Raw genomic sequence first — 13,794 nt, 5'->3', positions numbered from 1 at the left:
TCATGACGCCCGAACAGACACAGATGCTCGACGCGCTTGCCCCGCAGCTCGAGCGCAAGTCCATCGTCACCGATGCCGCCGATATCGCCCCCTGGCTCGAGGACTGGCGCGGCCGGTTCCACGGTGCAGCCCCGCTGATGTTCGCTCCGTCGTCGGTTGCCGAGGTATCGGCGATCGCCCAGGCCGCGCTGGCGTTCCGCGTCCCGTTGGTACCGCAGGGCGGCAACACGTCGATGGTCGGCGGGGCGACGCCGCCCGCCGATGGCCGTGCCGCCCTGCTGTCGCTGCGCCGTCTCAACCGCATCCGGTCGATCGATGCCGAGGCAGGCCTCGCGGTGGTGGAGGCAGGCGCTATTCTCGCCGATCTCGACGACGCCGCACAGGCGGCCGGCCAGCGCTTCCCGCTGACGCTCGGTGCCCGCGGCAGCGCGACGATCGGCGGCCTGGTCTCGACCAATGCCGGCGGCACGCAGGTGCTGCGGTTCGGGACGATGCGCGGGCTGGTCGCAGGCGTCGAGGCGGTGCTGCTCGACGGCAGCGTCCATGACGGCCTGTCTGCGCTGAAGAAGGACAATCGCGGCTACGACATCGATCAGCTGCTGGTCGGATCCGAGGGAACGCTGGCGATCGTCACCGCAGCCACATTGCGGCTGGTGCCAGCCGTGGCCGCACGCGCGGTCGCCTGGGTCGGGGTCTCCGGACCTGACAGCGCGCTCCGGCTGCTCCGCCGCTTGCAGGCGGCGACTGACCGTGTCGAAAGCTTCGAGATCCTGCCGCGTGAAACGCTAGCGGCAGCGGTCGCGCATCTCCCGGGGACGCGTCCCCCGCTCGACGGCGACCATGCCTGGCATGTCCTGATCGAGGCAACCGCACCGTCCATGGACGGCGAGACCCCCGCGGCGCTGCTCGAACGGCTGCTGGGCGCCGCGCTGGAGGCAGGGCAGGCCGAGGATGCCGTGATCGCCGCCAGCGAGGCGCAGGCCGCGGCATTCTGGCGGATCCGTGATTCCCTGTCCGCGGCCGAGCGTGCGCTCGGCCCCGCCACCCAGCATGACATCTCGGTCCCGGTCGAGACGATGCCGCGCTTCATGATCGATGCCGCGCGGGCCTGCAACGCGCGGTTTCCCGGTACGCATGCCAGCGGGTTCGGCCATCTGGGCGACGGCAATGTCCATTTTCACGTCCGCGCCCCGCAGGGCACCGATCCCGCGCGCTGGTATGCCGAGGATGCGCCGGTCGTGACGCGCTTCGTCGACGATCTGGTCGTCGCGGCCGGAGGATCGATCTCCGCAGAGCACGGGATCGGCCAGATGAAGATTGGCGAGCTGGAGCGGTTGTCGTCGCCCGCACGGCTGACGATCCTGCGCGCGGTGAAGACCGCATTCGATCCGCACGGGCTGCTGAACCCCGGCAAGCTCGTCACGCTTGCACGGGCAGGCGTCACGCCATAGAGCCTCGCGCCAATCGCCGGCGTCCTGCCGCCCAGATCCTCTGACGAAACACTGGAGATACATGATGGCCAGCGCACCGCAGCTTCCGCTCTTCTACAACGGCCTGGAGCCGCTTTCGAGCGACACGCACGCCGATTACAAGGTCCGCCCGCAGGAGAGCGCGCCGTTCCTCGTCGGCCAGCATGCGATCCCGATCACCGTCGACGAATTCCCGCTGGTGCAGCGTCACATGCCGATCGTCTTCTCGGTCGGCGACGATGCGATCCCGCTGGCGCTGATGGGCCTCAACGAGGGCGTCAACGTCTTCATCGGCGACGACGGCAAGCTGACCGAGAACACCTTCTACGTTCCCGCCTATATCCGCCGCTATCCGTACATGCTCGCGCGGCTGCATCCCGATGCGCAGGAGCTGTCGCTCTGCTTCGATCCGACCTCCGATGCGCTCGGTGCGTTCGACGAGGGCGACGCGCTGTTCGCGGATGGCGCGCCGACCGAGGTCACCAAGTCGATCCTGGCGTTCAATGAATCGTTCGAACAGGCCGGCGCGCGCACGCAGAACTTCATGAAGGAGCTGCGCGAACTCGGCCTGCTGATGGACGGCGAAGTCTCGATCCAGCCCGACGGTGCCGAGCAGCCCTTCGTCTATCGCGGGTTCCAGATGGTCAACGAGGAGAAGCTGATCGACCTGCGCGGCGATGCGCTGCGCAAGATCAGCAAGTCGGGCATGCTGCCGCTGCTGTACGCCCACCTGTTCTCGCTCGCGCTGATGCGCGACATCTTTGCGCGCCAGGTTCAGCTCGGCAAGACGCCGCTGCCGCAGCTCGGCGGCTGATCCGTCCGCGCCGACCGATCGCAGCGCGGTCGGTCGGCGCACCGGATGCCGGTCGCTCGCGCCGGGATCCCGGGCTACGATCGTTGCGGCGCAGAATTTTTCGCGTCGGGGTTGAACCAAAATCCCGCTCGCCCATTTTAGACCTGTACGGCACCGTGTCCCCCCCTTTCGCGGCGTCGTACGGCACGCTTCTAGCGTGCCTCCTCCCTGAACCTTGGCCACCTCGTGCTTCGCGCACGGGGTGGTTTTTTTATGTGCCGAGCTGGGATCCCGCTGCGGGGAACTGGTGTCGCTGGCGCTGGCCCTTATTCGGCGGCTGCGGCCCGGGTGGTGGCCGATGCGCCCATGGCAAGAGCCTCGTTCGTCAAGGCCGTGAGAAGCGCCTTGAGCAGCCGCACCGTCGCATCCACGCCGGTGCCCAGCCCGTCGAACTGGCGATCGAGATAGAGCGACCGATCAAATTCCAGCTGGATCGCGTGGATCCCCGTGGTGGGACGCGCATGCCGTTCGAGGATATGCCCCCCGGCATAGGGCGCGTTGCGGGCAAAGGGGAGGCCTGTGTCCGCGATCTCGGCCTCGAGGCAGGCTAGGAAGCGCGGATCGGCGCTGCGGCCGAAACGGTCCCCCAGCACGATCCGGGGCGGGCTGCCGCCCGGTACGCCCGCCGCCGAGAGCGGCGGCATCGAATGGACGTCGAGGAGGATTGCGATCCCGAACCGCGCCTGCGCTGCAGCCAGCGCGTCGTGCACCGCGTCATGATAGGGGCGGTGGTCGTTGGCGATCCGGCTGGAGATGTCCGCGTCGGTAAACCGGCGCCGCCAGAGGTCGGGCGCGGCGGCTGCCCGACGCGGCACCAGGCCGAGGCCGCTTCGCAGCTTGGCGGAGGGTTGAGGCTGCGCCATCGGGTTCGCCCCCTCGTCCACGCGCGGATCACGTTCGGCCTCGCTGCGGTTCAGGTCGATCCAGGCGCGTGCCCGGGTCTGCACGATCATCGTCTCGACCGTCCGTGCCCGGGTGGCGACGATGTCGATATGACGGTCCTCGAGCGCCACCACGGTGTCGAACGGGACGCGTAACGCCTCGCGCAAGGCGGGCGGATAGTCGCGACCGGCATGCGGTACCGACATCACCACCGGGCTGGCAGGCGGCAGGTCGCCGAAGCGCGTGAACGAAGGAGACTGCATGCGGAAAAGCGTAGGGCGCATTGCATGAACGGGCAAACGATCTGGAAATCTTAACTGCTTATGGAGTAACGGACCGCTAAATCACGGGAATATATCGATGTTGCGAATCCTGCTGGCCGAGGATGATCAGGTCATGCGCGAATATCTTACCCGCGCCCTGCAGCGATCGGGGTATGCGGTGACCGCGGTCGACCGTGGCACCGCGGCGATTCCGCTGCTTGAGACCGAGACGTTCGACCTGTTGCTGACCGATATCGTGATGCCGGAGATGGACGGCATCGAGCTGGCACAGCGTGCTGGCGAGCTCTGCAAGAACCTCCGCGTCATGTTCATCACCGGCTTTGCGGCGGTCACGCTGAAGGCGGGCAAGACGATGCCGCAGGCGCGCGTGCTGTCCAAACCCTTCCATCTCCGCGACCTGGTGGCCGAGGTCGATCGGCTGTTCGAGATGGATAATGCAACAAGCTTCAATTGAGCGCTTGCGCCCCGCGATAAGCGCGGCTAGTGGAGCGCTCCGGCGGGCGTGTAGCTCAGTGGTAGAGCACTGTGTTGACATCGCAGGGGTCGCAAGTTCAATCCTTGCCACGCCCACCATGGAATTGACCCTACCCGGTCTTTCTCGTCTTTGTAGACAGAAAGCCGGGTAGGGATAATTCGAAGCAGAGGATGTCCTCAGGGACTTCCGGGCTTCCCAAACCCCATCATGTCATTTCTGGATCTTCGTGAGCACGGCCCTCCAAGGGGGCCGGTCTCGGGAGCGCGGATCAGTGCGCTCCCGCGGGATCAGAAGCCCAGCCGCGCGCGGGCGACGATCCGGTCGCCGCTGTGTCGCGCATCCGCAAACGGGCCGGTCGCATCGGCGCGTGCGATGTCGGTGCCGATATAATCGACCCCGAGCGTCAGCGGCCCCTGCTGGCGTTCGACGCCCAATCGCCAATCGGTATAGCTGCCACCGGGACGCAGCCGCTGTATGCGCAGCGGATCCGTCGTGGTGCCCGAGGAGTGCCCGATACCTGCGAGCAGCGTGTAGGGCGTCCCGGGGATCCCGGCATCGGCATTCGCATAAAGATAGACGTTGCTGCCCCCCAGCGCATCCTGCGACGGGGCGAACTCGATCCCGCCGACCAGACGGGCCGGACCATAGCTGTACCGCGCGGACGCGCCGATCTCCGCATAGTCCATCCCGGTGCGCGCGCCGGCGAACAGATGCCCGGTCGCGGACGTCCGGAGCGTGACCGCGCCTAGGTCCCACCCCGTTGCCACCATGACGTCGACGACCGCTTCGGCGCCCGCCTGGCGGTCAGCGTTGCGGAGCGTCGTGACACGCGCGGTCGCGTCGATCCGGCCGAGCGACGCCGCCGCATCCGCGGACAGCACCGCGCGGCCCTCGCTCCAGCTGAGCCCGCGGCGTGCTTCGTCGGTGGCGACCTCGACCCCGCCGGAGGGCGCGACCTGTGCGTGCACGGATGCCGGTAGAAGCGCTGCTGCGCTGCACAGGGTCAGCGCGAGTGTATGCGTGAAGGGGCGCGTCATCCTGCGGCCAACGCTCCGTGGATCTGATCGAGTTCGGCGCGGAGTACGTCATGGTCTTCCTGTGCCATCGCGGTCACGTCCTGATGGAGGTCGCGCGTCTTCGCGGCGACCTCGCGCGCGATCGCGGCGCGGCTGCTGCTGCACCATCCCGGCTGGTGGCCCGCCGCGACGCCATCGCGCGCGAAGTTGCGCGTCATCAACGTGCCAGAAGACGCCTTGGCGTGCCGGTCGACGATCATGTTGGCGGTCCAGGCACAACGCAGCGTCGAGGATTGCCCCGCGGGTGCGACCGCGCCGATCTGGCGGTGTTCGACGACGACCGCGCCGCGATAACGGACCTCCACGGGGCCGCTGTGATGATCGACTCGCGTGGTGTGTTCGATGGTCGGTGCGGCCATGGTGGCGGCGGTCGCGAGCGCGAGGCCAGCGAGCAACATATGGGTCATGTTCGTCTCCTTTCGGGTCCCGGCTTATGCTGGCCGGTGACGCTTCCAAGTCTGGGCACGGTCGATTGACCATGTCTCTTAAACGCGCGCGTCTGGCGGTTCGTTGCGCGGGTACCGCGTCGGGCCGGGGGTGCGACGTCCTGCGTGCGGCAATTCGGGGCAGCGCGCCACGGTGGCGCGGTGGTGTTGACACACCATTCGCGGCGGGTATGGCAGGGCGCTCAGAGCGTCGGTTGCAGCGACTTTGGATGATCCGGTATGGTCCGCGCCCGTGCGCGGCGACGCCGGCCCCGGTCCACTGGCGCACGCCGCATGCCGTTTACAGGAACGATCACCATGACCGACGATCCGATCACCATCGCCAGCTATGCCCGCACGCCGATGGGTGGATTCCAGGGGGCGCTGTCAGGGGTTACCGCGACCGAACTCGGCGCGACCGCGGTCAAGGCGGCTGTCGAGCGCGCACGGGTCGATCCGGCGGAGATCGACCGCATCTATATGGGCTGCGTCCTGCCCGCCGGGCTAGGACAAGCGCCCGCGCGGCAGGCGGCACTCGGTGCGGGGCTTCCCGATTCGGTCGAGGCCACCACGATCAACAAGATGTGCGGATCCGGAATGCAGGCGGCGATCATGGGGTTCGAGGCGCTCGCCGCCGGGACCGTCGACGTGGTCGTCGCGGGCGGGATGGAAAGCATGACGAATGCGCCCTTCCTCCTTGCCAAGCATCGCGGCGGCGCGCGGATCGGCCATGACGTCGTCTCCGATTCGATGATGCTGGACGGTCTCGAGGATGCCTATGAAAAGGGCAAGCCGATGGGCGCGTTCGCCGAGGACACGGCGGGGGCCTATCAATTCACGCGGGCGGACCAGGACGCGTTCGCGCTCGAAAGCCTCGCGCGGGCGAGTGCGGCGGTCACCGGGGGCCATTTCCGCGACGAGGTCGTTCCGGTGACGGTCAGGACGCGCGGCGGTGACGTCGCGGTCGTCGAGGACGAGCAGCCCGGCAAGGCAAAGCCCGAGAAGATCCCGGGCCTGCGCCCCGCCTTTGCCAAGGACGGCACGATCACCGCGGCGACTTCGGCGTCGATTTCGGACGGTGCCGCGGCACTGGTCCTGACGCGGGCGAGCGTCGCCGCGCGGCTGGGTCTGGCGCAGGAGGCGCGGATCGTCGCGACCGCCGCGCATGCGCACGCCCCTGCACAGTTCACGACCGCGCCCGTCTCGGCGATCCGCAAGGTGCTCGACCGTGCGGGCTGGTCGGTCGGGGACGTTGATCTGTTCGAGGTCAACGAGGCGTTCGCGACGGTGGCGATGATCGCGATGCGCGACCTCGCAATCCCGCGCGACCGGCTGAACGTCAATGGCGGCGCCACCGCGCTCGGCCATCCGATCGGTGCAAGCGGCGCGCGGATCATCGCCACGCTGGTCGCCGCACTGAAGGCGCGCGGTCTGCGCAAGGGCGTGGCGGCGTTGTGCATCGGTGGCGGCGAGGCGACGGCGGTCGCGGTCGAACTCATCTGACCCAGCCCGGCGGGGGCGGGGGAGTGCGTGTGCGTCCCCGCCTTTGCCCTGGTGTCAGGTCTTTGGCGAAAGAGGCTTTTCGCCGGCGGTGCAATGCTGGCATGAGCCCGCGATGACCATTATCGCGCGATCGCGTCGCCTGCCCGCCGTCCTTCTCCTTACGCTCGCGCTCCCGATGCCGGGCATCGCGCAAAACGTCGTCCCATCGCCCGTCGCCGAGACGCCGCCGGTGATCGTCGTCACCGGGCGCGGCCTGGCGGATGTACCCGGCGACCGGGCCTATGACATCGTCACGATCGAGCGCGACCGCATCCAGTCGAGCGCGAGCAACCGGCTGGAAACCGTGCTCGCCGATGTCGCAGGGCTGCAGCAGTTCCGCCGCTCGGATTCACGCAGCGCCAACCCGACCAGCCAGGGCATTTCGCTGCGCGGCATTGGTGGCAATGCGTCGAGCCGCGCGCTGCTGCTGTTCGACGGCGTCCCGCAGGCCGACCCGTTCGGCGGCTGGGTCGCGTTTCCCGCCTATGCGACGGGCCGGCTGGGCCGGATCCGCGTCACGCGTGGCGGCGGCAGCGGCTATCAGGGGCCGGGTGCGCTCGCCGGCACCGTCGAGCTCGAAAGCGCCAGTCCCGACCAGCTGACCCCGTTTCAGGCGGGTATCGCCTATGGCAGCCGCGATTCGGTCGACGCGCAGGCCTCGGCGGCGCTGGTCCGCGACGGCGGTTTCGCGGTCGTGTCGGGGGCCTATGCGCGCGGCGACGGCTTCACGCCGACGGTCGCTGGGTCGCGCGGCGCGGTCGATCGCCCGGCGCCGTATGAACAGGCGTCGGGCGCCGTGCGCACGGTGATCGCCGTCGACGCGACCACCGAACTGCAGCTGAACGCGAGCGCCTTCACCGACACGCGCGACCGCGGCAGCGATTTCACGGACAATCGCAGCGAGGGCGCGGATGCCAGCCTGCGACTCGTCGGGCGGGGGCGCTGGGGCTATTCGCTGCTGGGTTATCTTCAGACCCGCGCCTTTGCCTCGAGCTTTGGCAGCATCAACGCGGCTCGCAGCGCGACGACCCAGTCGCTCGACCAGTATAATACGCCCGCGACCGGGCTCGGTGCGCGGTTCGAACTCCTGCCGCCGCTCGGTGAGGCGATAACGCTGCGGCTCGGCGCGGACATTCGCGACGTCAGCGGCAAGACGCAGGAGCTGTTCTTTTTTGCCGGCGGCAATCCGACGCGGCGACGCGAGGCGGGGGGCAGTTCGACCACGTCGGGGCTGTTCGCGGACGGCAGTCTCGTCGCGGGCGATGTGACGTTCAGCCTTGGCGGGCGGATCGACCGCTGGACGATCGACCAGGGTTATCTGTCGGAACGACCGCTTGCCGGCGGGCTGCCGGTCACCGACCTGCGCTATGCCGATCGTGAGGGCACCGAAACGACGGGCCGCGCGGGGATCGCCTATCGTCCCGTCGACGCGGTTACGCTGCGTGTTGCGGGCTATCGCGGCTGGCGGCTGCCGACGCTCAACGAACTCTATCGCCCGTTCCGCGTCGGCAACGACACGACCGCGGCCAATGCGCTGCTGTCGCCAGAGCGGCTGACCGGGGTCGAGGGTGGGGTCACGCTGGCGCCCGCGCCGGGGGTCAGCATCGCCGCAACCTATTTCTACAACAGGCTGAAGGACGCGATCGCCAACGTCACCCTCTCGTCGACCGCGACGAGCGCGTCGCGCGTCCGCCGCAACCTCGACGCGATCCGCGCGCACGGGTTCGAGATCGATGCCGCGTATCGCCCCGGCCCGGTCGGCGTCCAGGCCTCTTGGTCGCACGTCAACTCGACCGTTGATGCCTCGGCCGCCGCGATCGCGCTCGACGGACTGCGTCCGGCCCAGACGCCGCGCGACCAGGTATCGGCGACGGTCGACTGGCGCCGCGATGCCGCCGCCGCGTCGCTGACCGTGCGCCATGTCGCGCGCCAGTTCGACGACGATCAGAACAGCCGCAGCCTCGATCCCGCAACCACGCTCGACGCCTATGCGGCCTATCCGATCACCCGCGCGCTGGTCGTCGAGGCGCGCGCGGAAAACCTGTTCGATGAAACTGTCGAGGCGGGGATCAGCAGCGGCACGATCGTCGAGCGTGCGACGCCGCGCACGCTCTGGATCGGGCTGCGCTACGCCATGCGGTAACAGACGGATCGGGGCCGGGCGAGGGCGGGCAGGCGGGAAGGTCATCGACGATGCCGCGCGAGCGCTCTATCCCGCGCGGGTGACCGATATCCCCGCCCCGCTCCGCCTGCGCCTCGACGGCGACGCTCTCGTCCGCAACTGGCAGACGCTCGACCGGATGAGCGGCCGCGCCGCGTGCGGTGCGGCGGTCAAGGCGAACGGCTATGGTCTGGGCGCGGTCGAGGTCGCGCAGCGTCTCGCGGGGGCGGGGTGTCGCGACTTCTTCGTCTCCAACTGGCGCGAGGCGGTCGAGCTGGCACCGCTCGGCCTCACGGTGTCGGTCCTGCACGGCGTCCGCGACGAGGACATGGCGGCGGGCCGCGCCGGGGTCGCGCGCCCGGTGCTCAACACGCCGGCACAGGTCGCGCGCTGGAAGGCGGCGGGTGGCGGCGCGTGCGACGTCATGGTCGACACGGGGATGAACCGCCTCGGCGTGTCTGCGCAGGATATCGCCGACGGACTGCTCGACGACCTGACGATCGAGACGTTGATGAGCCATCTCGCCTGCGCTGATGAGGACGCGGCGATGAACGCGGTACAGCGCGATCGGTTCGCGGCGTTGCAGGGCATGACGGGCGCGCGTCGGATGAGTCTTGCGAACTCCGCGGGGATCGCGCTGGGGCACGACTATGCGTTCGATCTGACACGGCCGGGGCTGGCGGTGTATGGCGGGGTGCCGCGAGGGGAACTGGGCGACGTGATCGTGCCGGTGGTCTATCCCGAGGCGGAGATCCTGCAGGTCCGGCGGGTGCACGCCGGCGACGCGGTCGGGTATAATGCGACATGGACCGCGAAGGCCGACACCGATGTCGCGGTCGTCAATCTTGGATATGCCGACGGGTATTTCCGGGGATTTTCCAGTTGCGGCACCGCATGGCATGGTCAGGACCGGCTGGCAGTGATCGGCCGGGTCTCGATGGATCTCGTCGCGATCGACGTGACCTCGGCGACTGTGAGCGAGGGGGACTGGATCGCCTTTGACGTAGCCTTGCCGGATGCGGCCGTTGTGTCGGGGATGTCGCAATATGAACTGCTGACCGCGATGGGCACCAGGTTCCAGCGCCTTTGGGACGCGCCGCGTATATCTGCGTGACGCTCCGCGCGGGCAAGGCGCGGCACTAGGTCACGGCAAGCACCGCATAGGTGTTCGCGGACCGGCGGGTTACAAAAAAAAGGGGCGGTGGAAATCACCGCCCCGCAAGGGATACCGTTTGTCGCGAAAATTGCGATCAGGTCAGAACTTCGCCTGGAACCCGGCGTAGAATTTGCGGCCCAGCGGCTCGAAGATCGCGGTGCCGGCGCCGATGCCCGTCGAGCCCAGTGGCGGGAGGCGGTCGGTGAGGTTGTCGATGCCGAAGTAGAAGTTCGTTTCGCGCGTGACGTTCACGCCGAACTTCACGTCCATGTAGAACACGTCGGGGTAGTAGGGGATGTCGAAATCGTCGAGGTTCTGCGGGACGCGGCCCTGGAACGACTGACGGTTCTCGGCGGCCCCGACCGACTGCTTCGTGATGTAACGCATCTGCAGGTTGCCGAAGACCGAGCCGAAATCAGCGCCAAGGTTCCAGTTGACCTGATCCTTGGGCGTTCCGACTTCGCCGACCGTCGTGTCAGCAAAGCCCGGCTGCGTCGGGTCGGTGAACGAGCTGTTGGTCAGCACGTGCGTGTAGATGATGTGGCTGTTCAGGCGAACATCGCCAAAGGTGTGGGTGTAGTTCAGGTCGACGTCGATGCCGCGAACCTGCAGCTTTGCATAGTTGAGCAAGGTCTGCTGAAGGCTGCCCTCGACGATTCGATACTGCTCTTCACCGACAGCACCGGTCTGACCCGCGGGAACGCGAGTGAAGAGCGAGCAGAACTGGTTGCCGGTCGTTGGCGAATCGTAGCAGCTGTTGATGATGCCCTGCGCCGATGGCGCGGTGATCACATTGTTGACCTTGATGTTGTAGTAATCGACCGACAGCGTCAGGCCCGGGATAAACCTGGGCTGGAGCAGCACGCCATAGGTGTAGGAATCCGACTTTTCGACGTCGAGTTGCGGATTGCCGCCGCTGACAATCTCCAGCGTCTGTGCGTAGACATAGTCGTAGGTGGTCGGAATGCCCGCCGCGGCGCAATTGCCGGCCCGGAACTGCGTGCCCCCCGCGACGTTTCGCGCCGAGCACGGATCTGTGACGGTGGCGAAGTTCTGCGATTGCGGCGAGTAGAGATCGGACAGGTTGGGCGCACGGACCGAGCGAGAATAGTTTCCGCGGAAACGGATCCCATCGATCGGCGTATAGGTCGCGTTGCCGCTATATGCGTAAACCGTGCCCGCCGAGCCCTTGTAATCCGACACGCGGCCCGAACCGCTCAGTGTCAGCTCGCGGATGAGCGTGATGTCCTTCAACAGCGGTATGCGGATTTCGCCATACGCTTCCTTGACCTCGAACGAGGTCGGGTCGAACTTTCCGATCGCGTTGTAGAAGGTGTAGCCTGACGAGACCAAGGGATCCTGCTCGTAGAAGGCCGTCTCGCGCCGGTATTCGCCGCCGACCGAGAAGCCGATGTCGCCGCCGGGCAGGCTGAACAGCTGGCTCAGATCGCCGGAGACGAAGCCGTTGATGTCAAGCTGCGTGATCTTGCCACTCGAGACCGTGTCCTGAAGGACGTAGTTCTTGGCCGCCTGCGAGATATTCCCTGTGCCGAACGGATTGAGCGGCTGGCAGGCGGCGATATCCGCCGCCTGGACGGCTGCGTTTCCGGCGATGTCGCCGCCGAAGGACGCATCGGCGCGCGCCTGACCCGTACCCGGCAGCTGCGATCCGCAGATGATCTGGCCGTTTGCCGGATTGGTGACAGCGTCGAGGGCAAGCACCATGCGCTGCTGGTTCAGATTGCCCATGACCTTCGTCTTTTCGCGGAACTCGCCATAGTTCCCCGCAAGCTCATAGTGCCAGTCGTCGTTGAACGTGCCCCGGACACCGCCGACGAGGCGGTAGGTTTCACGACGCGCCGCTTCGGTACGGACGCCCAGATCGGTGAGGTTCTTGCGCAGGATGAAGCGGAAGGACCCATTGTTGATCGCGGTGATGTTCGCGGCCGTGAGCGGTGCGTTGGTGGTCGGATTGATACCGCTTGCGAGGATCTGCGCAGCGATGGTGTTGCGCGCATCGGCCGACAGATAGGGGTTATCAAGTCGCGGACGCTCGTAGAGAAGGTCCAGCGTTTGGCCGGTGAAGAAGGCCGGTCCCGAGCTCCCCTGTCCGACCGAATCGGTGCGCGAATATTTGGCCTCGATGAACGGGACGAAGGCGTCCGATACCTCGAAATGGCCGATGAGATTGGCCGAGTACCGGTTAAGTTCTGGCAGGATCTGAATCAGCTGCCCTTCACGGCGCGTGTCGCCATTGCCGCTCAGATAGGATCCGGCCGGCACCGCGCTGGCGCGGAACGGGTTGGTGGCACTGCCCGTGCCGGCCGTTGCGGCAAGGCCGACGCGCGAGCCGGTTTGCTGCGCGAGGGCGCCGGACGACTGGAACAGGAAGTTGCACGAGAAGGGGCGTCCGGCATTGTTGAACGTCGCCGTCGGCGTGTTGTCGCGCCCGCACGCGCCGGTCGGGCTTGCAAAGGCGACAAGACCGCCGGCCGAGATCGTTGCCGACCGGATATCGCGGAAGAACACCGAATCCGGAATGCCGTCATAGTTCAGGTTCGTCTGACCGGTAGCGACGCCCGCGGAGTCGGAATCGGTTGCGATGAAGCCGTTGGCCTGGCGCAGATAGTCGCGCTGCGACGCGTAGAGCGCATTCTGCCGCGAATATTCCAGATTGACCGCGAGGTTGCCGCGACCGTCGGCGAAATTCTTGCCCGCCAGGACGCTGCCGAAATAGGACCCGGCATCGCCACGCTCGCTGATCGCACCCTGGCCGCGGACCTGCAGACCCTCGTAATTGTCCTTCAGGATGAAGTTGACGACGCCGGCCAGCGCGTCCGATCCGTAGACGCCCGAATTACCGCCCGTCACAAGATCGACGGACTGGATCAGGTCAGTTGGGATCGTGTTGGTGTCGACCGATACGGCGTTGTTGAGGATGTCGGACCCGACATGCCGGCGACCGTTGACGAGCACGAGCGTGCGCTGCGTTCCAAGGCCGCGCAGATCGAGCAGGTTGAGGCCGGCCGTGCCGAGGAAGCGGGTCGAGTTCGCCTGGCTATAGGTGCTCTGCAGCTGCGGCAGATCGTTCAGGACGTCGCCGATCGACGTCTTGGCGGTCGTCGTCAGTTCGACCGCACTGATCGTGCTGACGGGAACCGCGGATTCGCCGTTCGGGCTGGCGATGCGCGACCCGGTGACGAGGATTTCGTCGTTCGCAGGCTGTGACGCTTCGCGCTGGGGTGCTTCTGCAGCAGGGGTGACCTGATCCGGGGTGGTCTGTGCCAGCGCGGTGCCGGGCAGTGCCGCGAGCGCGCCGACGATCGCCGTCGCGCCCAGAAAGCGAGAAAATTTCATAAAACCCCTTTGCGTTGGCATTTATGCCCTATTCAATGGCGAGAGGGTGACGCCATGCGATTGGCCGCGCAATTGGTTTATTGCTGCAGCATGAACGGAAGTCCGAGTTTTCAC

The 13,794-nt window shown here is 67.1% G+C and carries 10 protein-coding genes and 1 tRNA gene; 7 read left to right on the top strand and 4 right to left on the bottom strand.

Features of this window, described 5'->3' with window-relative positions:
- The first annotated feature begins 2 nt into the window (after window positions 1-2).
- Both NEF64_RS15450 and NEF64_RS15445 read left to right on the top strand, forming a co-directional pair.
- Window positions 3-1,451, top strand: a complete 1,449-nt coding sequence (locus NEF64_RS15450; RefSeq protein ID WP_056405234.1) for an FAD-binding oxidoreductase — start codon at window positions 3-5, stop codon at window positions 1,449-1,451.
- Between the two features lie 64 nt (window positions 1,452-1,515).
- Window positions 1,516-2,283 (top strand): SapC family protein, encoded by a 768-nt coding sequence (locus NEF64_RS15445; protein WP_031394972.1) that lies wholly within the window; start codon window positions 1,516-1,518, stop codon window positions 2,281-2,283.
- 305 nt (window positions 2,284-2,588) lie between these two features.
- Here the strand turns inward: NEF64_RS15445 and NEF64_RS15440 are convergent, their stop codons facing one another.
- Entirely contained in the window at window positions 2,589-3,467 is an 879-nt protein-coding gene (locus tag NEF64_RS15440; protein WP_082446514.1) for an N-formylglutamate amidohydrolase, read from the bottom strand.
- Between the two features lie 97 nt (window positions 3,468-3,564).
- Here NEF64_RS15440 and cpdR point away from each other — a divergent pair, with 97 nt between their 5' ends.
- On the top strand, window positions 3,565-3,942 hold the full coding sequence (gene cpdR, locus NEF64_RS15435) for a cell cycle two-component system response regulator CpdR (protein ID WP_031394969.1): 378 nt from the start codon (window positions 3,565-3,567) through the stop codon (window positions 3,940-3,942).
- 44 nt (window positions 3,943-3,986) lie between these two features.
- Window positions 3,987-4,061 (top strand) — tRNA-Val (locus NEF64_RS15430).
- 189 nt (window positions 4,062-4,250) lie between these two features.
- Here NEF64_RS15430 and NEF64_RS15425 read toward each other — a convergent pair.
- The gene (locus tag NEF64_RS15425) at window positions 4,251-5,000 is read right to left on the bottom strand and encodes a TorF family putative porin (protein ID WP_056405238.1); all 750 of its coding nucleotides are present in this window, start codon (window positions 4,998-5,000) and stop codon (window positions 4,251-4,253) included.
- On the bottom strand, window positions 4,997-5,446 hold the full coding sequence (locus NEF64_RS15420; RefSeq protein ID WP_234387580.1) for a hypothetical protein: 450 nt from the start codon (window positions 5,444-5,446) through the stop codon (window positions 4,997-4,999). Before NEF64_RS15420 ends, NEF64_RS15425 begins: the two co-directional genes overlap by 4 nt.
- Window positions 5,447-5,782: 336 nt before the next feature.
- Between NEF64_RS15420 and NEF64_RS15415 the strand changes: the two genes are divergently transcribed.
- The 3 genes from NEF64_RS15415 (at window position 5,783) to NEF64_RS15405 (ending at window position 10,281) form a co-directional block, all read left to right on the top strand.
- Window positions 5,783-6,967: an acetyl-CoA C-acyltransferase gene (locus NEF64_RS15415; protein WP_056405239.1), complete on the top strand. Its 1,185-nt coding sequence runs from the start codon at window positions 5,783-5,785 to the stop codon at window positions 6,965-6,967.
- Between the two features lie 112 nt (window positions 6,968-7,079).
- Window positions 7,080-9,149, top strand: a complete 2,070-nt coding sequence (locus tag NEF64_RS15410) for a TonB-dependent receptor (RefSeq protein ID WP_338112120.1) — start codon at window positions 7,080-7,082, stop codon at window positions 9,147-9,149.
- 88 nt (window positions 9,150-9,237) lie between these two features.
- On the top strand, window positions 9,238-10,281 hold the full coding sequence (locus NEF64_RS15405; protein WP_056405643.1) for an alanine racemase: 1,044 nt from the start codon (window positions 9,238-9,240) through the stop codon (window positions 10,279-10,281).
- Between the two features lie 141 nt (window positions 10,282-10,422).
- On the opposite strand, the gene NEF64_RS15400 is transcribed toward NEF64_RS15405, so the two are convergent.
- Window positions 10,423-13,680, bottom strand: a complete 3,258-nt coding sequence (locus NEF64_RS15400; protein ID WP_031393710.1) for a TonB-dependent receptor domain-containing protein — start codon at window positions 13,678-13,680, stop codon at window positions 10,423-10,425.
- Window positions 13,681-13,794 lie beyond the last annotated feature (114 nt).

It is taken from the genome of Sphingomonas aerolata (assembly GCF_023935825.1).
Lineage (GTDB): Bacteria > Pseudomonadota > Alphaproteobacteria > Sphingomonadales > Sphingomonadaceae > Sphingomonas > Sphingomonas aerolata.
The sequence above is the reverse complement of the archived record's forward strand: the minus strand, read 5'-3'. Positions and strand labels throughout refer to the sequence as shown.